Here is a 25724-nt window from a genome sequence, read left to right on the forward strand (position 1 = left end):
AAAAATTTTGAATAATTTACTGGTTTTATGAAACCGATTACAATCAATCGGGAGGGGGAAGCGTTAAGCGAATATATGGACATATATAATATGAAAAAAACTTCATTTGAACAAGTGAGTCTCCAAGACTGGCAGGTTAAGGCCGAAGAATCCCTTAAGGGAAAGCCAATAGAGCAATTATACAAGGAAGCATATGAGGGCATTACGTTAAAGCCGCTGTATACAAAAGATGATATACACGGAAAGCGAAGCTCCAGCCGCAATTCTTCCAATAGAGACTGGAAGGTAGCACAGAGAATCACAGCAGAAGACATAAAGAGTCTGCCCGAACTGCTTCAAACCTCATTAACAAGAGGCCAGGATACCGTTTCTTTTGCTGACCGCAGCGGAGAGCTCACCAAAGATGTCATGGAAAAGATTTTCACCTTGGCCATCAAAGAAAAAGCACCGTTATTACATATTACCTCACTATCTTCAGAGGGCTTCAGCTTGCTAAAAGACGGATATTCTGAACTGACAGGTGTATTTGGCGGAGATCCCATTCCTGAGATGGTGGTCGATGAATCTTCTTCCGTGGTGAACTCCTGGATAGAAAACATTACATATTTAAAGGATAGCACTCCTGAATTAAGAACCATTATTGTGGATACTTCCTCATTAAATGAAGCGGGAGCCAATGCCATTCACGAATTGGTCTATGCACTCGCTGCAGCAGTCGCTGTGATAGAGAGATTGAAAACAGAGGGATGGTCAGCAGAACAGGCTGCAGGAAAGTTGGTCTTTAATTTCTCCATAGGCAGCAATTTTTTTACAGAAGTAAGCAAGCTGCGTGCTTTCAGGACTCTTTGGAAGACTGTTGCCGGAGCGTATGAAATAAGCGATACAGGGGCTATCATAAGTGCCGAAACTTCCGGGTTCACTAAGTCTAAGCTGGATTCTTATGTCAATATGCTGCGCGCCGGGAATGAGACCTTTTCAGCGGTAATTGGCGGTGCAGACTTCATTCACACAGCACCGTTTGATGAAGTGTCAGGAACTACGACTCCATTTTCTGAGAGAATCGCCCGTAACACCCAATTGATTCTTAGCCAGGAATCCCATCTGAACAAAGTGAGCGACCCGGCAGGCGGTTCATATTACATTGAATCCTTGACGAATACTTTGGCAGAACACTCTTGGAAAAAGTTCCAGGAAATAGATGGAGTCGGCGGACTGCTAAATGTATTGAGGAATGGGCAGTTTCAGAATGAAATAACACAGATCTTCGAAAAAAGGCAGAAGGACGTTGCTGTCAGAAAACAAAATTTGATCGGAACAAATATCTTTTCCAATCTTGAGGAATCCACTGAAGGAATCTTGTCACCAGAGCAAAAGGAGCAATTACAGGGAATAAAGCGGCAGCGCCTGTCTGCTGACTTTGAAAATCTTCGCGAGAGAGCTTTGAGATTAAAAGACAAACCTCTCGCCGGCTTGATCCTTCTCGGAAAGATCAAGCAGCACAAACCGAGGGCTGACTTTGTGAGCGGTTTCCTTGCTGCTGGTGGTATAGGTGTTCTTCAGAGCGGTGAGTGCATGACGGTTAACGATGCGGTTACATTTATTGAAGAATCCAAAGCAGATTACTTTGTGATATGCGGACGAGATGAAGAGTATGAAGCCATGGCAAAGGATATCTTGGATTCTGATAATTCCAAGGGGCGGAAGATAGATTTAGCTGGAAGACTCAATAATGAAGTAATGGCAGATTTAAAGGCTGCCGGATTGGACGGGTACATTTACAGCGGCCAGAACATGGTAGAGAAATTAGATGCTCTATTAGGCAGATGGGAGGGGACTTCAAATGCAAAGTAAGCCGGATTTTCAAAAGATAGACATAAAGTCAACAAACCATGCTGCCGGTCACCAAGGTTCGGATTCAGTCTTTGAGACCAATGAAAAAATCAATGTAAAGCCTTTTTACACAGAACAAGATACAAAAGATATCTCTCATGGTGACGACATGCCCGGAATTGCTCCATTTACAAGGGGGCCTTATCCGACGATGTATGTGAACCGGCCGTGGACAGTGCGGCAGTACGCAGGCTTTTCTACTGCGGAAGAAAGTAATGCGTTTTACCGCCGCAACCTTGCTATGGGCCAGAAGGGATTATCGGTTGCCTTTGACCTTGCGACTCACCGCGGGTACGATTCAGACCATCCCCGTGTTGTCGGCGATGTTGGCAAGGCTGGTGTGGCCATCGATTCCATTTTGGATATGAAGGTCCTGTTTGATGGGATTCCGCTTGATCAAATGTCTGTATCGATGACTATGAATGGTGCCGTATTGCCGATTCTTGCCTTCTATATCGTGACAGCTGAAGAGCAGGGGGTTTCTCCGGAAAAACTGTCTGGAACTATACAGAATGATATTTTAAAAGAGTATATGGTGCGCAATACTTATATCTATCCGCCTGAGATGTCGATGAAAATCATAGCGGATATATTCGAATATACGTCCAAAAATATGCCGAGATTCAACAGCATCAGCATATCGGGGTATCATATGCAGGAAGCGGGAGCACCGGCGGACATTGAACTCGCCTATACACTGGCAGACGGCCTTGAATATGTAAGGACAGGCCTTAAGGCAGGCATCCCGATTGATAAATTTGCGCCAAGACTTTCATTTTTCTGGGGTATCGGCATGAACTACTTTATGGAAGTGGCAAAAATGAGGGCAGCCAGAAGGATTTGGGCAAGCATGATGAAGACGTTTGAACCTCAGAACCCTAAGTCAATGGCGCTGAGGACACATTCTCAAACATCTGGGTGGAGCTTGACAGAACAGGATCCGTATAACAATGTTATCAGAACATTGATTGAAGCGCATGCTGCTGCCATGGGCCATACGCAGTCCCTTCATACCAATGCGCTGGATGAAGCCATTGCCCTGCCGACCGATTTTTCAGCAAGGATTGCAAGAAATACACAATTATATCTGCAGGAAGAGACCGGCATAACAGATGTCATTGACCCATGGGCGGGATCCTACTATGTTGAAAGTCTTACAGAACAGCTGATGGATAAAGCATGGAATCATATTGAAGAAATCGAAGAATTGGGCGGCATGACAAAAGCGATTGAGACAGGCTTGCCTAAAATGAGGATAGAAGAAGCAGCTGCTGAAAGACAGGCAAAGATTGATTCCGGAAAAGAAGTCATCATAGGTGTGAACAAATACCGCCTGGATAAAGAGGATGACCTGGATGTACTGGATATCGATAACACCGAGGTTCGCCGCAAGCAAATTGAAAGGCTGGAGAGATTAAGGTCCCAGCGTGACGACAGCAAGGTGAAAGCGGCATTGGAGGCACTGGCAAACGCTGCAAAAACAGGAGAGGGCAACCTTCTTGAATTTGCAGTGTCAGCCGCCAGGGAACGCGCTACTCTTGGAGAGATATCGGATGCGATCGAAAATGCGTCAGGTCGTCATAAAGCAGTGATCCGCTCTATAAGCGGTGTCTACAGTTCCAATTTTTCAAATGAAGATGAAATCAACAGGGTGAAAAGAATGGCGGAAGAATTCAGTGAGGATGAAGGGCGCCGGCCAAGGATCATGATTGCCAAGATGGGACAGGACGGCCATGACCGCGGTGCTAAAGTAATTGCCACCGCATTTGCCGACCTCGGCTTCGATGTGGATATCGGACCTCTTTTTCAGACACCTGAAGAGACAGCACTGCAAGCGGTGGAGAACGATGTCCATGTCATAGGGGTCAGCTCCCTGGCAGCCGGCCATAAAACACTGCTCCCTGCTCTTAAGAAAGAGCTTGCGAAGCTGGGAAGGGAAGATATCATCATCGTCATCGGCGGCGTTATTCCACCAAAGGATTACAGCTTCCTTATGGAAAATGGAGCTGCAGCTATTTTCGGCCCGGGAACAGTCATCCCGGTTGCTGCACAAAAAGTGATAGAGGAAATCTACCGCAAACTCGGTTATGAGGAAGTGACAGAGTAAATGCCGGATTCCTTCAATCAGGGAAAGAAGACAAAGAGATTCAGAAAAAACCACAGGCCCATCAACCAATTGAGGAACTGACACAAGGAGTCAGATCAGGAAACAGGCGGGATCTTGCAAAAGCGATCACACTGATTGAAAGCAATTCACAGGAACATTTTCAGCGCGGCCAGGAGCTGCTCAAGGATTTGACTCCATATACAGGAAAGAGCATCAGAATTGGCATTACAGGCGTCCCCGGCGCAGGGAAAAGCACTTTTATCGAGACCTTCGGTGAATCGCTTTGTGAACAGGGATATAAGGTAGCAGTGCTGGCGGTGGATCCCAGCTCTACCGTAACGGGAGGCAGCATCCTCGGTGACAAAACAAGGATGGAGAATCTGTCTCGAAACCCGAATGCTTTTGTCCGGCCATCTCCTTCAGGAGGGGTACTGGGCGGTGTACACCGGAAGACCCGTGAAACGATGCTTCTATGTGAAGCGGCAGGCTATGATGTCATATTGGTAGAGACAGTAGGGGTAGGGCAAAGCGAGGTCATTGTCAGAGGGATGGTCGATTTTTTCATGCTGCTCGTCATTACAGGAGCGGGAGATGAACTTCAAGGCATGAAAAAAGGGATCATGGAGCTTGCCGATTTGATTGTTGTCAACAAAGCGGATGGAGACAATCTGCCGGCAGCTGAGAAAACGAGAAGAGAATATAAAGGGATCCTGCATTTCCTGCAGCCCGCGACAAAAGGGTGGGAAACCCAGGCCGTTACCTGTTCGGCGCTGCACGGGAAAGGTATTGGCGACATCTGGCAAACCATCTCAGATTTCCAAACTGAAACAAAGGAGAGCGGAGTGTTCTCCGTTCGAAGGAAATCACAAACAAAAGAATGGCTTCATTCCATGATATCTGACAGGGTCCTGAACAGCTTTTTTCATGACCCTGATATAAGAAGCAGCTTTCCGGACATTGAAGCAGAAGTAATCTCTGGGAGCAAGACTGCCTCCCAAGCGGTAGAAACGTTAATGGAGCTCTATAAAAAATGACACCAGGCAGCCTGTCTTTAGATCTTTCCGGATCTGGTCAGGCTGCCATTGTTATTTTGTTAAGAGTAAATTAGTTCATGGATACATCTTAAGAAATCTTGGGGAAAGTTTCTCTTCTACTAATTAGTACTGGCGGCGGTCCTTGTTTGACCGAGCCGGCATTTTTATTGACTAAGCTATTTTCGTCATCGTTATTTCTATTATTTCATACGGCAGCCCTAAAATCTTTTCGTCGCTGAACGGCGCTTCCGATTATACTTGACTGCCAGCCCTTCGAGTCGTCCCACTGGACAATCAGAATTTTCAACAACTTAACTCTTTGAAAAAGGTTCTTTTCGTAAAATTTGCCTTTACATATGAACTTGGTGGGGTAACGCCATAATTCCCTGACACATCCTGGTAAGTAAGAAAATAGCTAATCACTCAGAAAGCATGTATTTATGTAAAACAGCCTTCGATCAATATGTATCGGATTCTATCTTCCAGGTTAGGTTAAGTCTGCAGAAACTATACTGAGCTGGAGCAGACAGGAGAATGAACGAAATGAAAAAAATAATCAATCTTCCCGCATTATTGATTTTGGATGTACAAAAGGGTTTTGATGATCCCAGCTGGGGACAACGAAATAACCCGCAAGCTGAACAAAATATGGCAAAGCTGCTGACTGAATGGAGAAAAAGAAGCGGCACGGTGCTCTACTCTAAACATTTATCCTTGCAGCCCGATTCACCTCTTTACCATCGAGACCCGGTCGGCACTGAATTCAAAGAAATTATTCAGCCGGCAGCAGGAGAAAAAATCTTTCCGAAAAATTTCAATAGCGCTTTTATTGGAACAGATCTCCAATCCTACCTTGATCAGCATGAAATAAAATCAGTCATGATAACTGGCTTATCCACGCAGCATTGTGTTTCCACATCAACCCGAATGAGCGGCAACTTTGGCTATCAGACCTATCTGGTATCTGATGCCATAGCGGCATTTGAAGTCACTGATGCCAATGGTAAAAAACATTCAGCAGAGTCTATCCAAGAGGCTGAGCTAGCGATGCTTCACAAAGAATTTGCCACTATTATTACCACAGATGAAACACTTAATCAGTTACACCAGTTACCTTACAGTAGCAGGTAGGAAGGAGAAGATCCTTTCCCCACACCGCTGATTTATAAGCATGAGAAGTGTTATGTTCTATAGAACCCCTGTCAGCGATTCTGCCTGAACCAATTTCTTGGCGGTTCCGGGTATTCCTCCCGCCACACCTAAAGGTTTTTTTCGTAAACTTTGTTACTATTTTATAGGAACTTTGTAAGGCAACGAAATTATTAATAGGAAATATTCTGTTCAGCAAGAAGAAAAGAGCTGCTTCCCCTTTTCGAAAGAAAACTTTGGTATTAGGGGGAGAATCTTTAATCCCACTTTACGTAGGAGGATTGGAGCGGAAGGCGTACGACCTCCTGCGGGACTAGCGGGACAGGTGAGACCCCGCAGGCGCAGCCGAGGAGGCTCACCGCCCGCCCCGCGGAGTCGTGCGTCTGGAGCGGAAATCCATTACTTCTTAATAGCCACAATCTTTGCGAAAAGTGCGTAACTAAAAGAAGCTCGTCTTTTTGAAGGTATTTGCCTGCAAATAAAGAATTAGTAGGTAGAGAAAACACATAAAGGAGACGAATTGCATGGACAGCATTATTTTTGATTTGGATGGAACTTTGTGGGACTCTATGGATACAGTCCTCACTGCATGGAACAGCATAACCAAGGAACACCCTCAAGTAGAAAGGGAGTTCAACAGGGAGGAATTCAGCTTTACAATGGGGCTGCAAATCGAGGAAATTGGAGAGCGGCTTTTTCCTGCATTGTCTGCAGTGGAACGGAAGACTCTTCTGAAAGAGTGCTGTGACCTTGAAAGTGAATATTTGGGAAATCAAGGCGGGGACTTATATGAAAATATCGAAAAAGTTCTTGAGGTACTTTCAAATAAATACAAATTATTCATTGTCAGCAACTGCCAGGATGGATACATAGAAGCGTTTTATAAATACCATGGGCTTGAAAAGTTTTTTGTGGATTATGAGAATCCGGGCCGCACGGGGCTTTCCAAAGGAGAAAATATTAAGTTGATCATGGAAAGGAACAATCTTTCCAGCCCTGTTTATGTTGGCGATACTGAAGGAGACCTGCAGGGGGCAAAATATGCAGGCATTCCCTTTGTTTATGCTCATTATGGATTTGGGGAAGCAAAGGAGTATGATTTTTCCATAGAAAAGTTTGAAGATCTAATCGAGTTGTTTGGATAAAATTCAAATAAAATATTCAAAATAATGAAACTTTTTCCATTTGGGAATCTTCCAATTAGAAAGACCAATTAGAAGGGGACCAAGAAGATGAAAAACTATAAACTTCAAGAGAGCGCTTCTATAAGATCAGGCAAAAGAAAATTTTGGTTTGCGAAAACATTGTCAGGTGTCTTCATAGCTGCCTGTCTCTCTTTGTTTGTGTTTTTTGGTGCAGCTAATCTAGGATTAATTGAAACAGAAAATGGAGATTCTGTTCCCTCTGGTTTTTACAAGACGGACCGGGATCAGCTGGAGCTGCCCGCTGAGTTGAAATTTCCTGAAATCATTCCCTTTGTGATGACAGAAATTTCACTAGTTGAAAATGCAGGAATGGAAGCTCATTCTCCAGCCCCTTACTGGATTAAGATAGAAGGAAAGGAAGAGCAGGTTCTTCATCTCAGTTATACACCAGGTGCCAGGTTCGTTGATCAGACGGACGAAGACCTGCCGGAATCGATAAGGGAAACTTCAGTGGAAATAGAAGCGTTGAAGGTCAATGGAACAGTTGGGAATTACCATGAAACAAGATTTTCCAGCATTCTTTCATGGCAGGAAGAAGATGTTTCAGTCACAGTTTCGTATGAAAAGGGCGGATCTGATAAAATGATTGGCAGCTCTGAACTCCTTGCTGTGGCTGAGTCCTTTAGATAATTATTGACAGAATAGAGGCCATCAGAAAACAAGCGGCCTCTTTCTTTATGCATTCTCATAAACTTTTTGATTGTAGAATATGAAATTCGAAACCCAACTTCGATTATTAAGAAGAAATCGTTATAGACTAGCAGTACGAATGGAGTCAGAAGAATGAACTTTAATATAGAAGAACTCCACTGACTCTGCATAGTTTGGTGTTCGGATTATCGGACAAATGGCTGGTTTCTGACGAAGGGGAAGGAACCTGGAATGCTATACAGGCGGCCGACCATCTTATTGAATGTGAAAATTACAACTGGATTCCGAGGCTGGAGACGATTCTGGAGGAAGGGGAGAAGACAGTTTTTCCTCCGTTTGATCGTTTCGCCCATTTAAATAACGTACAAAGTGTGCCGCTGAAGCAAAAGTTAGAGGAGCTCCAAAAGAGGAGGGAGAAAATCTTAAGATGAAAGAGCTGGTAATGCCTGAAGCAGATTTAGACCGCACCGGACTTCACCCTGCCTTTGGAGTAGTAAAAGCCAGGGATTTGCTTTCCACCTGGGTAGTTCATGATTTGACTCACATTGCACAGATTTCCAGGATACTGGCGGAAGGATACCGGGAAGAGGTTGGTCCCTGGAAGGAATATCTTGGGATTTTGAAGAACGGATCATAAATTTTTGTTAAACAGAAATACATTATAAATAGAAAGTTTTTTAAAAACTCATCCCTTTAGAATGCACATGTTTGTGGGAAGATAACTGTTGAAATTCATAAACAGTGAAGAAAACCATTACGCAGAACTGTACAGTTTAAGAGAAAGCGAGTATACTTACGCTGAGGTGATTTATTTGGGAAGTTGTATAAGATAGGTGAACTGGCTAAAGTCTGTGAAGTATCCAGGCGCACGATTGATTACTACACGAGAATGGGGCTTCTGGAATGTACGAGATCGGCCAATAACTACCGGTATTACGACCTCAACGCCCTTGAGAACTTAAAGATGATTGAACACTGCCAGCAAAATCATATGACACTGGCCGAAATAAAACAGAGATTGTTATTAAAGAAAACAGATAATATAGATTATAGAGTTGTTGAGGAACAGGTCAACCATATCAAAATTGAGATGGATCATCTCAATGGTGAAATAAATGACATCCTCCATTTTGTGAATTCTCTTAATGAAGAAGATAAAAAGAAGGTTTTGAACAAAGTTTCCCCTCAAGCAGTAGCATTGCTGCAATCGCTGGTGATGCTTTCTGTTTGATTAGTTTAAATATAATAGATGAAAATATTTTAGGAGCGTGACGTTTTTTTGGACGATATACCACTGTATTCATTGATTTTGCTAGGTGTTTTAATTTTGCTTTCTGCCTTTTTCTCCTCTGCAGAAACTGCGTATTCAAGTGTGAATAAAATCAGGTTAAGGAATTATGAAAGTGAAGGCGCCAGAGGCAGCAGGAAGGCCCTCTACATTGCTGATAACTTTGATCGTGCCTTATCCACAATCCTGGTTGGAAATAATATTGTAAATATAGCAGCAGCAAGCATTTCAGCTAAACTTGCAACCGATCTTTTTGGAGGAAACACCGGATTGATCATCAGTACATTTGGCATGACTATATTAATCCTGATCTTTGGAGAGATACTGCCTAAATCATTGGCTAAAGAGAATGCTGAAACGTACTCTTTGCAAATATCTGGAATTCTATATCTTTTAATAAAAATTCTAACTCCGGTTAATTTCTTCTTTATCAAATTAAAGGAATGGGTATCTAAGGTTTTTTCCAAAAACGCTTCTATGCCATCAGTCACTGAGGAAGAGTTAAAAGTGATGCTTGATATAAGTGAGGAAGAAGGCGTAATTGATAAAGAGGAAAGGGAATTGATTCACCGGTCAATGGATTTTGATGATATCATGGTATCTGAAGTTTTGACACCGAGAATTGACGTCATGGCAGCAGAAGTGAACCAGTCTGTTGAGGAAATCAAGGAGATCTTTTTTGAAGAGCGTTTTTCCCGTATTCCCATTTATGAAGACCACATAGATAATGTCATCGGTATCCTTTCGGAGAAAGAGTTCTTTACCCATTTGTTAAAATATGGGGAAGTGAACGTTAGAGAATTAATCCGAGAACCGATGTTTGTGTTTGAATCTGCCAAGATTTCTACCCTGCTATCTAAATTGCAAAAAGATAAGGTCCATATGGCAATTGTGGTGGATGAATTCGGAGGAACAACCGGATTGATCACCCTTGAGGACATTCTTGAAGAAATTGTCGGGGAGATTTGGGATGAACAAGATGAGAAATTCCATTCCATGACGAAAGTCAGCGAAAATGTTTACAAATTTGATTCCCAGTTTCAATTGGACGAATTCACAGATTTATTAGATCTGCCAGAACCGGAAAGCTCCTACCATACGATAGGAGGATGGGTTGTGGAAAGTTTTGAGGATATCCCTTCTGAGGGTGAAAGCTTTGACTACGAAAATGTGAAGATCACAGTTGAAGAAGTTGATAACCGAAGAATTAGGACCATTAAAGTGGAAGTCTCAGAAGAGGCAGCAGCTGAATAAATAGAATCATCAAAGACGTCAGGCACATCCTGACGTCTTTTTTTGTTGAAGAAAAAAATCTCTTTCGGATATGAGTTAAAGACTTCTAATGCCAACTCAGACGGAGGATTTTTTTATGATTAACTTGTGTAGCTTCCCTGAATATTGAACGCATCATATTCATTTGACGCGTTATTGCTCATACTAGCCTTTAAATTATCACCTAATTTACGTTCTATTTTTATTGAATTTTACATTCTATTATTATAGAATGTAAAAAAGGAGGTTTTAGAATGGATATTTATTCTATAGGAAGCAGGAAAAGAGAAACATACAGGATTGAGCTGAAATCTTCCCTTTTGTGGGAGGCCGCACTGGGGATTGCGGCAATCACCAATGAATCTCTGGTTGAAACGCTTGATTTTTCCAAGGAAGAACTGAACGGGATAAGCACGTCCTTCTCCAGGAAACTAAATGACCAGCTTACATATGTCAAAGAAAACAACACCTGGAAAACACTTCTTCAGTTGCTTCATCAGGAGGACTTTCAAGACTTGGCCTCTTTTGCCTCCTATGTCAGAGATTTATCTGAGGAAGAGCTCAAGGGGGCTGCCATTCCTTACTTAGGGAAAAACCTGAACCCAGCAGTTTCACAGCTTTTACAAGGCTCTAGGGAAGCGTTGGAGATGCTGCAGGATGAAACTAGGGAGAACTCATTTATTCCGGCCTATTTAGAGTTCATTTTTACAGTAGAGGCGGAAGAGTTAAAACACCATTTGATTACAGTTTTGAGGGGCTGGTATGACTCTGTGATAAAGCCCCGGGAAGGTACCTTGGAGGCGATTCTTCGAAGAGATATGGAAGCGAAGCGTAACATGAGTGAGAAGATGGAACCGGAGCATTTTGTCGAGTGGGCAACGGATGGCATTAAATATAGGCCGGAACCAAGTGTGTTCACTGTTTTATTGATTCCTCACTATTTTTATCGTCCATGGAATGTTGAGGCTGACCTGGAAGGCACCAAGGTTATATATTATCCTGTAGCGAATGAAAGTCTTTCACCAGACAGCCAATATGTTCCCGATAAAATGCTCGTTCAACGGTATAAAGCATTGGGAGATGCTAACCGTTTGAAAATCCTGAAACTGATCAGCGAAAAAGAGAGAACCCTTCAAGAACTGACCGAGATAATGGGAATGGGAAAAACGACTGTCCATCATCACTTGAAGCTATTGAAATCGGCCCGTCTTGTATCCGACAGTGCATCGAAATACTATATAAACGAGCAAATTCTTCATTCAGCGGGAGAAGAACTTAAAAATTTTTTAAAAAGTAACGGGCAGGGGGAGACGGAATGGAAGAGTCAATTAGCAAGGTGCCAATCGAGGAGGAACAGCCCCAATTTAAAAAGAATTATCAGGTGTTTAGGTTTATCGGGGGAAACCTGGTGTCATTCTTTGGAGATCAAATTTACATGATCGCTCTGCCGCTCATCGTGCTGGCTATTACCGGCTCTCCGTTGAGCATGGGAATCGTGGCTGCGCTTGAAAGGCTGCCGATTCTATTACAGCCGCTTGCGGGTGTTTTTGCTGACAAACTGAATAGAAAAAGGATCCTGCTTTTCTGTGATGCGGGGAGGTTCATAATAAGCGGGATAATGGGAATTCTTTATTTGCTGGACAATCTTTATATCTGGGAAATCTACCTTGCAGCACTCGTGATGGGGATTTTGACTCAACTCTATAATACTTCTCAATTTGCATCCGTTCCAAAGCTGGTGCGGAAAAATGATCTGCAGCTGGTGAATTCCATCAATACAGGGATTTTTCAAACAGCTGTTTTCATTGCCCCCGGGCTCGGCGGCATTTTGATCAGCATATTTAATCCAGGGGTTGGTTTGCTGATCAACAGTTTATCGTTTGCGATGGGATTCTTGGTTGTGTTGAGCTTGAATATTACTCATGAAAAGCTTGAGAAGGGAAGCGGATGGCTGGCTGAGTTAAAAGAAGGCTTTGTGTTTGTAATTAAGGAAAAGCCGATTCTTTATACCAATCTGGCCATGCTCTTTTCGGTTTTTGGAACCACGCTTTTTATTACCATGCTGGTGGTCCACCTTAAGTTGTCAGCAGGTTTCAGTTCCGCCGAAATCGGATACCTCTTGTCAATTGGAGGCGGTGCAGCCATTGCGGGTGCTTTGCTGACGAACTTCATCAAGAAGGCTTTTACATACAGGATGATTCTTTTTACAGGAGGAACGATTGGAGGAGTTTCGATCATCGGATTTGGACTGGCCGACTCATTTGTTCTTCTGGCAGTGATGAACGCAATCGGGACAATTTCGGCAGCCATTATGAGCACCTGCATCGTGACGATCCGCCAAATCTTAAGTCCGGAGCAATTGCTGGGGCGTGTTGGAGCGACAAGCCGGTTCATGACCTGGCTGTTGATGCCCCTGGCAGCATTGACAGCCGGGGTGATAGCTGAAACGTTTGGAACCGGTCATGCTATTGTCATTGGCGGTTTGATAGCAGCCCTGTCTTCATTCATTTACTTGGCGCCATCACTTAAAGCCATTAACTAATGTCTGGATTAATGTGGTAGAGAGGCTGTTACTGTGGCCGCTTTTGCTTAGCGGGACCTGCCCTTCGGATAGAAGGGCTTAAGGTCTGTAGGTAGAAGGAGTGGAATCCATAACTTTTAAAACAGCCACAATCTTGCAAAAACAGCTTTTTAAAGGCTGTTTTTACACATACTTTTGCTTTCGGAAAAATCCAAAGGATACTAAGTTGTTCTCTCTCTAAAATGGAGAACAACTTTTTCAATTCTGCTTACCAGGATATTCCCCATGCAATAGGATGCTCTCTTAAAAAATTCTTAATAACAAAGTGTACTAAAAGAGCCTCCTAAAAGGCTCCTTAAGAAGATATAAGTTCTTCAGTCGATACTGTACCGGCAAACCAGCGCAAAACCTCGTTATGATGCTCAATGATAGAAGAGGCTGAAAGGGTTTCCTTATGGAAAGTCGAATGAGCATCCTTAACCAAGGTCATCTTGTAGCCAAGACTGAACCCAATTCTGCAGGCTGTATCGACACAGGCTTCAGTCTGGATACCGGTTACGATCAGGTGCTCAATTTTCAGTTGACTCAAGTATTCCTGCAGGCTGGTTTCGTAAAAGCTGTCAGGCGTTTTCTTATGTATGATAATATCCTCTGCTTGGGGCGATAAAGTGTCATAAAGGTCCCAACCCTCTGTATTTTTCTCTAGGGGACTGTTATTCGGGCCGGAATGTTGAACGAATATGAGATAGATATTTCTATCTCTCGCATAGGAAATCATTTTTTGGATATTTTCAAGTAATTCATTTCCTTTATGAACAGGTGGCTCCATTGTAAACATAGCGTTTTGAACATCTATGATTAGTAATGCTGTCTTCATCTTATTCCTCCTGATTTACAGTTTAAACTTTAAGCTGGGAGTAATCATTACGCTATTGGCTGTTGTCTATCCCGTTGTTTCTTACTATTATACTTTAACGTTAATGGTAATGGGGTGGAAGATGAGTAAAATTTGAAGGTGAATTGAGAAAGTGGAAGCAGGCAAAAAAAAGAGGATAGCTCCTGTATGAGCTATCCACCATCTAGGGAGTTTAGGGGTATGGATCTAGATGTATTTTTATAGTACCCGGCATGCAGGTTAATAAACCTATCTTTTAATTTTTTTAGGATAAATTCTCCAAGTTTTATTGAAGGCAGAATGAAGGGAATAAAAAAGATTATTTGATTGATAAGGGACAGGTAAAATTGATATGATATAGATACTGTATGATTAGCATTTTATAAAAGATGCTACTTTAGCAAAAAGGAGAGTGCAACACATGGAAATGGATTTCGATTTATTCATGAATGACGTTGTCCGTCAGGCGCGTCAAGAGATGGAGATTTCAGGATATAAACAGCTGACTTCTGCCGAGGAAGTGGAAGAGACGCTTTCCCAAAAAGGTACAACTCTTGTTATGATCAATTCTGTATGCGGTTGTGCCGGCGGTATTGCCCGTCCGGCAGCGGCACATGCTGTACATTATGATAAACGCCCTGATAACCTGGTAACTGTTTTTGCCGGCCAGGATAAAGAAGCAACTGCGAAAGCACGCAGCTACTTCACGGGATACCCTCCATCCTCCCCTTCTTTCGCGCTGCTGAAAGATGGAGAGATTTTGACAATGGTTGAGCGCCATGAAATTGAAGGGCATGACCCTATGTCGGTTGTAAATAAGCTTCAGGGCTATTTCGACGAGTATTGCGAAGAAGTATAAGCTTAAAAAAGAGTGATTCTGTCACTCTTTTTCTTTTTCAATCTTCCTCCTCAAATGGAAGATCCTTTAAAGAGAAGGTAAATGGGCAACACTACATAAGAAAAGTAAATTAGTACAGGAGCTGCCAATTATGTTTCGAATAGGTTATCGTACAGCCAAGACTGCTGTTGGTACAGCGGTTGCTATCTTGATTGCCCAATGGTTTGGCCTCGAGAACTTTGCTTCGGCAGGGATCCTGACCATTTTATGCATACAAGATACGAAGAAAAAGTCCTTGAAAGCAGCCTGGAGCAGGTTCCTGGCTTGTATACTGGCAATAGTTTTTGCCTCCATTCTGTTTGAATTGATTATGTATCATCCGGTTGTTATTGGACTGCTGCTTTTATTCTTTATTCCTACTACAGTTATGCTGAAAATCACTCAAGGGATTGTCACAAGCAGTGTCATCATCCTTCATGTTTATTCAGCTCAAAATGTCACAACAGATTTGATTTTGAATGAACTTGGCATCATTGCCATTGGAATCGGGGTTGCTCTTCTGGCAAATCTTTATATGCCTAGTGTTGAAAGCAAGCTGATTGCCTACCAGGAACAGGTCGAAGATAATTTTCACCGGATCTTCACTGAAATTGTCCGATATTTAAGAACCAATGAAGACAAGGGCTGGGCGGGCAAGGAAATCACTGAGGTAGAAGATCTGATTAATGAAGCCAAGACGCTGGCTTTTAAAGATGTGGAAAACCATTTTCTTCGCCATGAAAATCTCTATTATCTATACTTTAAGATGAGAGAAAAGCAATTTAATATCCTGCAGCGGCTTCTTCCTCTTGTGACTTCCATCTCCCTTAAAGTGGAGCAGTCTAAAATGGTAGCTGACTTCATGGAAGAATTGAGTGAACACATCCATCCTGGAAATACGGCGTTATTATATTTAAAAAAGCTTTATGATATGAGGGTCAAATTCGAAGAAATGGAGCTTCCCCAAACAAGGGATGAGTTCGAAGCAAGAGCAGCTCTTTATCAGTTCTTAAAAGAAATGGAAGATTATCTCCTGATCAAAAGTTCCTTTAAAGGAATCCGCCATAACAAAGAGAATGAGATTAACACACAAGAAGCAAACTAATTCCTACTAAGCCTTGAGAGGGTGAGAAGGAATTGCGTTTGCTTCTTTCTATTTTACTTATTGTTTCTCCTATTTGGCCGCTGGGCAAAAATCCGCTGCCGGGTGATCCGTTTTTGATTATCAATAAACAAACGAATGAGATTGCGTATATACAAGGGGAGAGGATCGTTGAACAGTACAGTGCTGCAACAGGCAAGACGGATGAACCGACACCTCAGGGACTCTTCACCATTATTGTAAAAGCAAAAAATCCCTACTATCGAAAATTGGATATACCAGGCGGAGATGCTGAAAACCCGCTCGGAACCCGGTGGATGGGCTTCGATGCTGAAGGAACGGACGGCAGGATATACGGAATCCACGGGACCAACCGTCCTGACAGCATCGGCAAATACATCTCAAACGGCTGTATCCGGCTTAATAATGCCGATGTGGAGACTCTCTTTGACAAAGTGCCTTCCGGTACAAAAGTCCTGATAGTCAAAAGCGGAAAATCCTTTGAAGAGCTGGGCAGGGAAAATGGTGCGATGAGGTGAGGAGAAATGTTGTGGTAAGCAAGAAGAAAAGAGCTGCTTTCCAGTCCAGAAAGAAAAACCTTAGTATCTGAGGGAGAATTCTGTATAAGATTTTCCCGAAAACCAATAAAAATTCTATCTTATTGTTTTTTAAAAATAACTGTTGCTTTAGACTGTTATTTCAATGTCCTGAGAACCCCTGGCTGTGCGTAGGGGGCAGCGAGCTTACAACGAGGTAGAGAAAATCTCCCTTCATGAGGGATAAGCAGGTTTTCCTAACACTTCTTACCAATCAAGCAGGCGGTTTGTGTGAAGGACATAAATAATTTAAAATAAGCGGAATTTTTCCGGTTAAGCTGCGAAAATGCATTCTATATGGGGTATATAAGCGGAATTTTTCCGCTTAAGCACAGCTAAATGGGACAAATTTCACATCTTTTTAACAAATAAGCGGAATTTCCCCCCTTATTTCTTAAAATTTTTCATTGGGGATAAATTGCTGATGAAATCATTCAGTGGGCCTTTTAGGCCGAGGCCTGTAAGAACTTCAAGCCGCAGAGCAAACCACCAATCCACACTGGCAGTTTTGATTTAATTTCATCCCCTATACATAGAGGTATTGGAGCGGAATATTTGCCTTTTCGGACTGACCACGGTGCTTCCACTTTTTTATACAGGCCTGCCCAGCGAAGGAGCAACGCCCGCCACGCGGAGTCGTACGGCTGGAGTGGAAATCCATTACTTTTCCCTAGCCACAATTTTTCGGAAAGCAGCCTAAGAAAAAGAGGTGCATCCCCATAAGGGAAACACCTCTTTTTAGTATTTTTATAAGAACATGGAAAGTCCCATCATGATAGTTGAAGTGATCATAGCGAATAACATTACATAAACAACTGTTTTTTGAAGTTTTTTATTGTTCATTTTTTCAACTCCCGCAGTGAAAATCTATTTCTCCCTTATTTTATCCTCACTTGTGCAGATTGACAACCCCTGTTTGAGAAGAAACCGCTTTCGGAAATTTGGGTTTTTTGAAGGAATTTGAATTATTTTATCGAATTTATTACATGTTAAGCTTCTTAATGAAGGAGAGATATTCATGGAAAAAGTCGATCATATTGGGATAGCTGTCAAATCTATTGAGAAAGCATTGCCTTTTTATACAGAAACATTGGGGCTTTCTCTACTTGAAATCGAAGAAGTTCAATCTGAAAAAGTGAAGGTAGCTTTTATAGATGGAGGAAATATAAAACTGGAGCTGCTGGAACCACTGGACGAATCGAGCGCCATCGCCTCTTTCCTTTCAAAAAAGGAGAAGGCATCCATCATGTGGCATTTGGCGTTGCCGGTATCCAGGAGAGAATCCACGAACTGCAGGAAAAAGGGGTCAGGATGATCCACGAACAGCCTAAGCCTGGTGCAGGAGGTGCGGAGGTAGCATTCTTGCATCCAAAGTCGGCTCACGGCGTTTTATACGAACTTTGCGACAAGACCAACATCAAGGGGGAGTAGGAAAGAATGGATATCTATGAAAAAATCAATGAATTATATGACCGCCGCAGAGAAGTTCAACTTGGCGGAGGAGATGAAAGAATTGAAAAACAGCATGACAAAGGGAAGCTGACGGCAAGGGAGCGAATTGACATCCTAGTGGACGAAGGCTCATTTGTCGAACTTAATCCGTTCATTGAACATAGAAGTACAGACTTCGGTCTCGATGGGATGAAGGGCCCTGGAGATGGAGTGGTAACCGGCTACGGAAAAGTGAACGGGAGGCCGATCTACTTATTCTCCCAGGACTTTACCGTGTTCGGCGGTGCACTTGGTGAAATGCATGCGAAGAAAATTGCTAATGTAATGGATTTGGCTGTTAAAAATGGAGCACCGTTCATCGGGCTGAATGATTCCGGCGGAGCACGTATTCAAGAAGGAGTCGTGTCTCTGGATGGATATGGCCATATCTTCTACAGAAATTCGATCTATTCAGGGGTGATTCCCCAGATTTCAGTCATCATGGGACCATGCGCAGGCGGAGCTGTATATTCCCCGGCTATCACTGATTTTGTCTTCATGGTGGATAAAACAAGCCAGATGTTCATCACGGGGCCAAAGGTGATTGAAACCGTGACGGGAGAAAAGATCAGCTCTGAAGATCTCGGCGGCGCGAAGGTACATAATACAATCAGCGGGAATGCCCACTTCAGGGGTGAATCTGAAGAGGAAGTTCTTCATTCAGTCAGGGATCTCCTGTCTTATCTTCCGCAGAACAACGAAGAAAAGCCTCCTATGTTAACGGCCGATGAGGAAGACGACTACCGTCCTGATCTGACAGATCTTATTCCTTTCGATGCCATTCGCCCCTATGATGTCAGGAAGGTCATCGGGCAGGTAGTGGATGAGGGTTCTTTCATGGAAGTGCAAAGGGAATTTGCCAAAAACATTGTCGTAGGCCTTGCCCGTATCAAAGGGGAAGTAGTGGGGCTCGTCTGCAACCAGCCAAAAGTGATGGCAGGAGGACTTGATATTGATTCTTCTGACAAAGCCTCCCGTTTTATCCGTTTTTGTGACAGCTTTAATATTCCGCTGATCACGTTTGAAGACGTTACAGGATTCTTTCCCGGAATCAAGCAGGAACACGGCGGGATCATCCGACACGGCGCCAAAATCCTGTATGCGTACTCTGAAGCGACGGTTCCAAAAATGACTGTCATCCTTCGAAAAGCATACGGAGGAGCCTATGTAGCATTGAATAGTAAATCGATTGGAGCTGACCTTGTCTTCTCCTGGCCGAATGCAGAAATTGCGGTTATGGGACCACAAGGGGCAGCGAACATCATCTTTGCAAGAGAGATTCAAAAAAGTGAAGACCCTGAAGCCGTCAGGGAGCAGAAGATCGAAGAATACCGCGAAAAATTTGCAAATCCCTATGTCGCTGCGGCAAGGGGAATGGTTGATGATGTCATCGATCCCCGGGAAACGAGAATTAAGCTGATTCAGGGCCTTGAAATGATGCGAAATAAAAAGGAAGAACGCCCGAAGAAGAAGCATGGCAATATCCCGTTATAAAGCCAGGATTTCTAACATTTGTAGACCTTCACTATAAAAGCTATACTTATCTAGTGACTACATAACTGGAGGTAAAAGTATGATTAATCATGAACGTTTACTGAATGAATTTTTAGAACTGGTACAAATCGATTCTGAAACAAAATATGAAGCGGAAATCGCCAAAGTCCTCACGAAAAAATTCGAGGACCTCGGGGTGGATGTTTTTGAAGATGACACAATGGAACAGACAGGGCATGGAGCAGGAAACCTGGTCTGCACTCTTCATGGAACTAAGGAGGGAGCAGATGCCATCTACTTCACTTCCCATATGGATACAGTGGTTCCGGCTGTAGGCGTCAAGCCTTCTGTAAAGGATGGATATGTGTACTCAGATGGTACGACGATTCTCGGGGCGGACGACAAAGCCGGACTTGCGGCAATGCTGGAAATGGTTCGTGTGTTGAAAGAGCAGAACATCTCTCACGGTACAATCCAGTTCATCATTACAGTTGGTGAAGAATCCGGACTGGTTGGCGCAAAGGCACTTGATTCTTCTTTAGTGAAAGCAAATTACGGCTTTGCCTTGGATAGTGACGGAAAAGTCGGCAACATCATCGTTGCTGCACCAACACAGGCTAAAGTGAAGGCAATCATCAATGGAAAAACTGCTCATGCGGGGGTTGCTCCTGAAAAAGGTGCATCGGCTATCACTATGGCATCAAAAGCAATTTCAAGGATGCCGCTTGGCAGAATCGACGAAGAAACGACAGCTAACATCGGCCGTTTTGAGGGAGGCGGAGCCACAAACATTGTTTGCGACCGTGTGGATATTCTGGCAGAAGCGCGCTCACTTGTTCCGGAAAAAATGGAAGCTCAAGTAGCAAAAATGAAAGAAGCATTCGAATCAGCTGCTAGTGAATTGGGCGGAAGCGCTGAAGTAGAAGTGACGGTAATGTACCCTGGATTCAAATTCGGAGAAGGCGATCACGTTGTCGAAGTTGCCCGCAAAGCCGCACAGCGGATCGGCCGTCCGAGTGAGTTGCTGACAAGCGGCGGAGGAAGCGATGCAAATGTCATTGCCGGCTTTGGCGTACCGACAGTAAACCTTGCAGTAGGTTATGAAGAAATTCATACGAAAAACGAAAGAATGTCTGTTGAAGAACTTTCCAAACTGACTGAAATGGTAGTTGCGATCGTTCAAGAGGTTTCAGGCGAATAATAGGAATCAGAGCAGACCCTGCTTCTCAATGCAGGGTCTGTTTTTTCGTTTAGTAGATTTTTAAGCCAGCCGATATCCCAAATGGAAAAATCTTAGCGGAACACTATATATGTTGTTTTTTAAAACCGATAAAAAAGAGGAGTATTTCTTAGCTCCTATTTAATTCTCACAAAGATTAATTTGTATGGTAAATTAGTTATATACATAAAACTTGAAAGCTTACCTAGTAAAGGAGCGTCACTATGGATATAAACAAAAAAGCAATTATTTTTCATGCGGGAAAAGAAGAGTACGCCATTCCGGTCGGTCATGTAATATCAATTGAAAAACCTGAGAATATCACCCCAATCCCTCAGCTTCCTCAATATGTATTAGGTATTACAAAGGTAAGGGGAGAGCTGGTGCCGGTTATCGATTTTGCCAATATTCTTTATGGAAGAACAGAATCCACTTCAGATAAAAAACTGATAGTATTGAAGTCGGAAATTCTTTCACTGGGGATTATCGTGAATGAAGCAAAGGAAATACTGGACATTCCTGAAGGAGCCCTGACACAAATGGGATTAATGGCATACTCCCGGACGAAGTATTTCTCTGGTGTCATCAACCTTGAAGACAGGCTGATCACGATGGTCGACCCAGATATTCTAGTCGAGAGCCTGGATGGAATCAGGGAAATCCAGGATTATATGAGAGCTCAACAAGTATAAAACTTGGAGAGTCAAAGCTGTACCTCCTAAGGCAGGCCTGAAGATCCAGGTTGCGGTACGAGGATAATTATTCTATTGGGATGTACCTTGTTTCGTCTGCGAGGTACATCATCTTAAGTTTATTCTCTTTTAATGTCCCTCGCTTCTCAAGCTATCTTCCTAAACTTCCCTTAGAATACCCAACATGCAGCCCTTTCGAATCCCGAACGTGTGCTCTGAGAGATTATATAGTACACTAATAGAGAGGGAAAAGGGCAGGTTGTCCTTTTCAAAGAGTATCTGAAAAAAGGGCTGGTTTGCATGCATCCTCACTATCCTAAAAACGGAAGAGTCATACTTCATGTCGATATGAACAGCTTTTACGCATCTGTTGAGGCTGCCTACAACCCTGAACTGAAGGGAAAACCCCTGGCGATTGCTGGGAACCCTGATGAAAGGCGCGGAATCATCGTGACCTGCAGTTATGAGGCGCGCAAGTTCGGGGTCAAGACCACGATGACATTATGGGAAGCGAAAAAGCTTTGTCCGCAGATGATCATCATGCGTCCGAATTTCGATCGATATCGTGCTGCCTCTCAGGGGATGTTCGAGATATTAAGGCAGTATTCCGAACTCGTAGAACCCGTTTCGATCGATGAAGGATATGTTGATATAACAGACAGCCATACTTTAGGGAGTCCGTTATTTATTGCTGAATCCATCCAGAACCAGATTATGTCCCAGTTGGACCTGCCTTCAAGTATCGGTATCGCGCCCAATAAGTTTCTTGCCAAGACTGCTTCTGATATGAAGAAGCCAATGGGCATCACGGTGCTCCGCAAGAGGGATTTACCAGATAAGATTTGGCCGCTTGATGTAAAAGAGATGCATGGTATTGGAGAGAAAACAGCTCAGAAATTATATACATTGAAGATCAACACAATCGGGGAACTGGCCAAAGCAGACGAAATTCAATTGAAAGCACAGCTGGGCATCAATGGACTCCGCTTGAAAGCGAGAGCCAACGGGCGGGATGACAGGCCGGTGGATCCTGATTCTGTTTACGATTTTAAAAGTGTCGGCAATTCGACGACTCTCCCAAGGGATACCGCCAATCAAAAGGAATTGTTGAATACGCTGAATCAACTGTCCAAAAAAGTGGCATCGAGGATGAAATCGAAAGAGACACTTGCCTCAACGGTTATGATTACGATGAGATTCAAGAATCGAAAGACCATAACAAGAAGCAAGAAGATGAAGAACCCTGTCGGCTCGCAGGAGGAAATTTTTACAGCAGCTAAAACGCTGTTTCTTCAGCATTGGAATGGCAATTCAATCCGTTTGCTGGGAGTGACGGGCCAGGATCTTGTGGAGCGGAATGATGCCGCTCTCCAGCTTGATATCTTCTCGTTTGAAGAACATGCCAAGAAGGAGCCCCTGTACCTTGCATTAGAAAAACTTCAGACCAAGTACGGAAAAGATATGATTAAAAGAGGAATCTCGGCGAAACAGGAGAAGCGGGATCCCCATAATGATACGAGTTTTAATAAGGATTTTTTGCGTAGAGATAAATAACCGGCAGCGGATAGTATTTTCCAGATTATTTTATCAGGCCTAATGCAACAATAAGGATGAGGTGTATTGTTTGCACTTGGCCCGCTGTCTTTGTTAAATTTATAAGGATTGTTTACTTAACTAAATACACAAATGAAAGGACGTATGAACATGTCGAAACAACAAATCGGTGTGATCGGCCTTGCGGTAATGGGTAAAAACCTGGCATGGAATATTGAAAGCAGAGGATATTCAGTGTCTGTTTATAATCGTTCTCGTGAAAAAACGGATGAAATGCTTCAAGAATCAAAAGGTAAAAATGTGGTTGGTACATACAGCATTGAGGAATTTGTACAGTCTCTTGAAACACCAAGAAAGATCTTGCTTATGGTAAAAGCAGGAGGACCTACAGATGCAACAATTGAACAGTTGAAGCCGTTTCTTGATAAAGGAGATATCCTGATTGATGGGGGTAACACATTCTTCGAAGATACGCGCAGACGGAATCACGAGCTGAGTGAATCTGGAATTCACTTTATCGGTACCGGCGTTTCCGGCGGTGAAGAGGGTGCGCTTACAGGTCCGTCCATCATGCCGGGCGGCCAGAAAGAAGCGTATGAACTGGTAGCGCCAATCTTTAAGGATATCGCAGCGAAAGTTGATGGTGAAGCTTGTACCACATATATCGGGCCGGACGGTGCCGGACACTATGTGAAAATGGTCCATAACGGGATTGAATATGGCGATATGCAGCTGATCGGGGAATCTTATTTCCTATTGAAGCATGTAGCTGGATTCAGTGCTGAAGAACTGCATGAAACGTTTGCCGAATGGAACAAAGGCGAATTAGACAGTTACCTGATTGAAATCACGGCTGACATTTTCACCAAGTATGATGATGAAACAGGAAAGCCGATGGTCGATGTGATCTTGGATAAAGCAGGACAAAAGGGAACAGGCAAATGGACAAGCCAAAGCGCGCTTGACCTGGGAGTTTCTCTGCCAATCATCACAGAATCCGTTTTCGCGCGCTTTATCTCAAGCATTAAAGACGAGAGAGTGAAGGCAAGCAAGATTCTTTCCGGACCGGAAACGAAACCATTCGAAGGCGATAAAAAAGAATTGGTTGAATCGATCCGTAAAGCGCTTTACATGAGTAAAATCTGTTCTTATGCACAAGGATTTACACAAATGCGTGCTGCTTCTGAAGAATACGGCTGGGATCTCAGCTATGGCGAAATCGCGATGATTTTCCGCGGCGGCTGTATCATCCGCGCCCAGTTCCTTCAAAAGATCAAAGATGCCTATGATAAAGAGCCGGGCTTGTCCAACCTCCTTCTTGATGACTACTTCAAGGAAATCGTTGAAAGCTACCAATATGCACTTCGTGACGTCATCTCTACAGCAGTGCAAAACGGTATCCCGGTACCAGGATTCTCTGCTGCTCTTTCTTACTATGACAGCTACCGCACAGAAACTCTTCCTGCTAACCTTATCCAGGCGCAGAGAGATTACTTCGGGGCCCATACGTATGAGCGCACAGACAAGGAAGGAATCTTCCATACAGAGTGGATGTCCAAATAAACTAGAAAGGCTCTTCAGACCATGCTGAGGGAACTGAAAAAGTCTAACATAAAAGGCAGAATCACTTCAGAGAGTGATTCTGCCTTGTTCAGTTCAAGGTGTCCGACACCGCTGGGATGGCGCACGATGGTGGGCTTTATAGTGGAAGTCGCCTACGCCTTAATTAAGTATTCAGCGAAAAAAATAAGGGGAGATTTTCCCGCTAAATTGCAATTTGCAGCTCATATTGGAGAAAATAGAGGGAGTTTTTCCCCTTATATGAAAAAAAGCACCTATTTTCTAGTGTTTTAATTCATATAAGGGGAACTTTTCCCTCTATTTTAGCTATTTCTCAGTGCTTTTTAGTATATAAGGGGAATTTTTCCCTCTATTTATTAACATGCATTGAACCTTGCGGATAAGTGCCTCTGATTAGTTCCTTTCTAAAATTCGGTAGATTTTCAGTGGTTTCGGCTTGCTGGAGAGCTTTTTTAATGATTTTCCTCATCTTTATAAGAAAAGAGGATCATTTTATAAGGTTTTACCCCGTCTTTATTTTCGTTCTTCACCTCGCGTTTATCCACGAGCTTCCTTACCTCATCATTCAGGTGCTGCCATTCTTCAGAGGTCAGCTCCAAACCATACTCAGTGAACATTGCGCTGTTCTCCTGCCTTGCCGGATCACCATCCAAATCATGTTTTAAAACGTTTAATCCCTTATTTAAACTGAACATTATCTTGGAAATCAAAAACTCCCTGTGATCCATGGCGAAATCGCCTTCGAAATTGAATGTGATGTCATCCTCATAGAGATGCCTGGATGAATAATATTTTTCTAGGATATTGCCTACTTTTCTTTCCTCTGTAACCATGATCAAACCGAGATTCTGCAACTTTTGGATGGGATAATACAGGCGGGATTGCTTTTCATCGAGCTCTGAAGCAATCTCTTTTACTGTTTTGCTGCTGAATTTCACACTTGTGATAATCCTTTCCAGCTTCGGATCAAAAATGGCTTTAGCCACTTCCAGATTATCAATCTTCAAGCCAATCACCTCTCACTTTGTTTTCCTCTATCTATTTTATCAGATTAGTACGCTGAAAAATATTAAAGCGTTAAAATTAATTTTAACAATACACGTTTA

The 25724-nt window shown here is 43.1% G+C and carries 20 protein-coding genes and 3 pseudogenes; 20 read left to right on the forward strand and 3 right to left on the reverse strand.

Translation table 11 applies throughout. From position 1 onward, the window contains the following. Window positions 1-90: 90 nt before the first annotated feature. From B9Z54_RS24245 to B9Z54_RS24295, 11 genes and pseudogenes are all read left to right on the forward strand, one after another. Complete coding sequence (locus tag B9Z54_RS24245; protein WP_162785355.1) at window positions 91-1851, forward strand: methylmalonyl-CoA mutase family protein; 1761 nt, start codon at window positions 91-93, stop codon at window positions 1849-1851. Beyond that, on the forward strand, window positions 1841-3997 hold the full coding sequence (scpA, locus tag B9Z54_RS24250) for a methylmalonyl-CoA mutase (protein WP_113930905.1): 2157 nt from the start codon (window positions 1841-1843) through the stop codon (window positions 3995-3997). Before B9Z54_RS24245 ends, scpA begins: the two co-directional genes overlap by 11 nt. A gap of 2 nt (window positions 3998-3999) precedes the next feature. Further along, a pseudogene (meaB, locus tag B9Z54_RS24255) lies at window positions 4000-5031 on the forward strand (methylmalonyl Co-A mutase-associated GTPase MeaB); the annotation flags it as partial. 534 nt (window positions 5032-5565) lie between these two features. Further along, window positions 5566-6162, forward strand: a complete 597-nt coding sequence (locus B9Z54_RS24260) for an isochorismatase family protein (protein WP_397541216.1) — start codon at window positions 5566-5568, stop codon at window positions 6160-6162. A 542-nt stretch (window positions 6163-6704) separates the two neighbouring features. Further along, window positions 6705-7325, forward strand: coding sequence for an HAD family hydrolase (locus B9Z54_RS24265; protein WP_113930908.1), 621 nt, complete (start codon window positions 6705-6707; stop codon window positions 7323-7325). A gap of 87 nt (window positions 7326-7412) precedes the next feature. Continuing rightward, on the forward strand, window positions 7413-8015 hold the full coding sequence (locus B9Z54_RS24270) for a hypothetical protein (protein ID WP_113930909.1): 603 nt from the start codon (window positions 7413-7415) through the stop codon (window positions 8013-8015). A gap of 179 nt (window positions 8016-8194) precedes the next feature. Next, window positions 8195-8673: pseudogene (locus B9Z54_RS24275) on the forward strand (DinB family protein). A gap of 183 nt (window positions 8674-8856) precedes the next feature. Beyond that, the gene (locus B9Z54_RS24280; RefSeq protein WP_113930910.1) at window positions 8857-9267 is read left to right on the forward strand and encodes a MerR family transcriptional regulator; all 411 of its coding nucleotides are present in this window, start codon (window positions 8857-8859) and stop codon (window positions 9265-9267) included. A 48-nt stretch (window positions 9268-9315) separates the two neighbouring features. Beyond that, the gene (locus tag B9Z54_RS24285) at window positions 9316-10578 is read left to right on the forward strand and encodes a hemolysin family protein (RefSeq protein ID WP_113930911.1); all 1263 of its coding nucleotides are present in this window, start codon (window positions 9316-9318) and stop codon (window positions 10576-10578) included. A gap of 272 nt (window positions 10579-10850) precedes the next feature. Continuing rightward, window positions 10851-12035: an ArsR/SmtB family transcription factor gene (locus tag B9Z54_RS26005; protein WP_113930912.1), complete on the forward strand. Its 1185-nt coding sequence runs from the start codon at window positions 10851-10853 to the stop codon at window positions 12033-12035. Then, the gene (locus B9Z54_RS24295) at window positions 11933-13138 is read left to right on the forward strand and encodes an MFS transporter (protein ID WP_240190081.1); all 1206 of its coding nucleotides are present in this window, start codon (window positions 11933-11935) and stop codon (window positions 13136-13138) included. Before B9Z54_RS26005 ends, B9Z54_RS24295 begins: the two co-directional genes overlap by 103 nt. Window positions 13139-13472: 334 nt before the next feature. Here the strand turns inward: B9Z54_RS24295 and B9Z54_RS24300 are convergent, their stop codons facing one another. Further along, window positions 13473-13994, reverse strand: coding sequence for a cysteine hydrolase family protein (locus B9Z54_RS24300; RefSeq protein ID WP_113930914.1), 522 nt, complete (start codon window positions 13992-13994; stop codon window positions 13473-13475). A 439-nt stretch (window positions 13995-14433) separates the two neighbouring features. Here B9Z54_RS24300 and B9Z54_RS24305 point away from each other — a divergent pair, with 439 nt between their 5' ends. From B9Z54_RS24305 to B9Z54_RS24315, 3 genes are all read left to right on the forward strand, one after another. After that, the gene (locus B9Z54_RS24305) at window positions 14434-14871 is read left to right on the forward strand and encodes a BrxA/BrxB family bacilliredoxin (RefSeq protein WP_113930915.1); all 438 of its coding nucleotides are present in this window, start codon (window positions 14434-14436) and stop codon (window positions 14869-14871) included. A 130-nt stretch (window positions 14872-15001) separates the two neighbouring features. Continuing rightward, the gene (locus tag B9Z54_RS24310) at window positions 15002-15994 is read left to right on the forward strand and encodes an aromatic acid exporter family protein (RefSeq protein ID WP_113930916.1); all 993 of its coding nucleotides are present in this window, start codon (window positions 15002-15004) and stop codon (window positions 15992-15994) included. 32 nt (window positions 15995-16026) lie between these two features. Next, entirely contained in the window at window positions 16027-16530 is a 504-nt protein-coding gene (locus B9Z54_RS24315; protein ID WP_113930917.1) for a L,D-transpeptidase, read from the forward strand. Window positions 16531-17334: 804 nt separating this feature from the next. Here B9Z54_RS24315 and prli42 read toward each other — a convergent pair. Then, window positions 17335-17430 (reverse strand): stressosome-associated protein Prli42, encoded by a 96-nt coding sequence (gene prli42 / locus B9Z54_RS26320; RefSeq protein ID WP_148945853.1) that lies wholly within the window; start codon window positions 17428-17430, stop codon window positions 17335-17337. Window positions 17431-17605: 175 nt separating this feature from the next. Here prli42 and mce point away from each other — a divergent pair. The 6 genes and pseudogenes from mce (at window position 17606) to gndA (ending at window position 24600) form a co-directional block, all read left to right on the forward strand. Continuing rightward, window positions 17606-18018, forward strand: a pseudogene (gene mce, locus B9Z54_RS24320) (methylmalonyl-CoA epimerase). A 6-nt stretch (window positions 18019-18024) separates the two neighbouring features. After that, on the forward strand, window positions 18025-19572 hold the full coding sequence (locus B9Z54_RS24325) for an acyl-CoA carboxylase subunit beta (protein WP_113930918.1): 1548 nt from the start codon (window positions 18025-18027) through the stop codon (window positions 19570-19572). Window positions 19573-19651: 79 nt separating this feature from the next. After that, window positions 19652-20773 (forward strand): tripeptidase T, encoded by a 1122-nt coding sequence (locus B9Z54_RS24330; protein ID WP_113930919.1) that lies wholly within the window; start codon window positions 19652-19654, stop codon window positions 20771-20773. Window positions 20774-21015: 242 nt separating this feature from the next. Then, on the forward strand, window positions 21016-21483 hold the full coding sequence (locus tag B9Z54_RS24335; RefSeq protein ID WP_113930920.1) for a chemotaxis protein CheW: 468 nt from the start codon (window positions 21016-21018) through the stop codon (window positions 21481-21483). Window positions 21484-21783: 300 nt separating this feature from the next. Continuing rightward, complete coding sequence (locus tag B9Z54_RS24340; protein WP_113930921.1) at window positions 21784-23037, forward strand: DNA polymerase IV; 1254 nt, start codon at window positions 21784-21786, stop codon at window positions 23035-23037. Window positions 23038-23187: 150 nt separating this feature from the next. Further along, window positions 23188-24600 carry an NADP-dependent phosphogluconate dehydrogenase gene (gndA, locus tag B9Z54_RS24345; protein WP_113930922.1) on the forward strand — a complete coding sequence of 471 codons (1413 nt, stop codon included), beginning with the start codon at window positions 23188-23190 and terminating at the stop codon, window positions 24598-24600. 470 nt (window positions 24601-25070) lie between these two features. On the opposite strand, the gene B9Z54_RS24350 is transcribed toward gndA, so the two are convergent. Further along, window positions 25071-25634, reverse strand: coding sequence for a winged helix-turn-helix domain-containing protein (locus B9Z54_RS24350; RefSeq protein WP_113930923.1), 564 nt, complete (start codon window positions 25632-25634; stop codon window positions 25071-25073). Between the last annotated feature and the right edge of the window lie 90 nt (window positions 25635-25724).

Origin of the sequence: Bacillus sp. P14.5 (assembly GCF_003316765.1) — a bacterium.
GTDB lineage: Bacteria > Bacillota > Bacilli > Bacillales > Bacillaceae_B > Rossellomorea.

Bases quoted from the DNA above. Each gene is read 5' to 3' on its own strand.
- B9Z54_RS26005 (WP_113930912.1), top strand. From the start codon at position 10,851: ATGGATATTTATTCTATAGGAAGCAGGAAAAGAGAAACATACAGGATT.
- gndA (WP_113930922.1), top strand. From the start codon at position 23,188: ATGTCGAAACAACAAATCGGTGTGATCGGCCTTGCGGTAATGGGTAAA.
- B9Z54_RS24265 (WP_113930908.1), top strand. From the start codon at position 6,705: ATGGACAGCATTATTTTTGATTTGGATGGAACTTTGTGGGACTCTATG.
- B9Z54_RS24340 (WP_113930921.1), top strand. From the start codon at position 21,784: ATGCATCCTCACTATCCTAAAAACGGAAGAGTCATACTTCATGTCGAT.
- B9Z54_RS24245 (WP_162785355.1), top strand. From the start codon at position 91: ATGAAAAAAACTTCATTTGAACAAGTGAGTCTCCAAGACTGGCAGGTT.
- B9Z54_RS24270 (WP_113930909.1), top strand. From the start codon at position 7,413: ATGAAAAACTATAAACTTCAAGAGAGCGCTTCTATAAGATCAGGCAAA.
- B9Z54_RS24335 (WP_113930920.1), top strand. From the start codon at position 21,016: ATGGATATAAACAAAAAAGCAATTATTTTTCATGCGGGAAAAGAAGAG.
- prli42 (WP_148945853.1), bottom strand. From the start codon at position 17,430: ATGAACAATAAAAAACTTCAAAAAACAGTTGTTTATGTAATGTTATTC.
- scpA (WP_113930905.1), top strand. From the start codon at position 1,841: ATGCAAAGTAAGCCGGATTTTCAAAAGATAGACATAAAGTCAACAAAC.
- B9Z54_RS24310 (WP_113930916.1), top strand. From the start codon at position 15,002: ATGTTTCGAATAGGTTATCGTACAGCCAAGACTGCTGTTGGTACAGCG.
- B9Z54_RS24300 (WP_113930914.1), bottom strand. From the start codon at position 13,994: ATGAAGACAGCATTACTAATCATAGATGTTCAAAACGCTATGTTTACA.
- B9Z54_RS24305 (WP_113930915.1), top strand. From the start codon at position 14,434: ATGGAAATGGATTTCGATTTATTCATGAATGACGTTGTCCGTCAGGCG.
- B9Z54_RS24325 (WP_113930918.1), top strand. From the start codon at position 18,025: ATGGATATCTATGAAAAAATCAATGAATTATATGACCGCCGCAGAGAA.
- B9Z54_RS24330 (WP_113930919.1), top strand. From the start codon at position 19,652: ATGATTAATCATGAACGTTTACTGAATGAATTTTTAGAACTGGTACAA.
- B9Z54_RS24260 (WP_397541216.1), top strand. From the start codon at position 5,566: ATGAACGAAATGAAAAAAATAATCAATCTTCCCGCATTATTGATTTTG.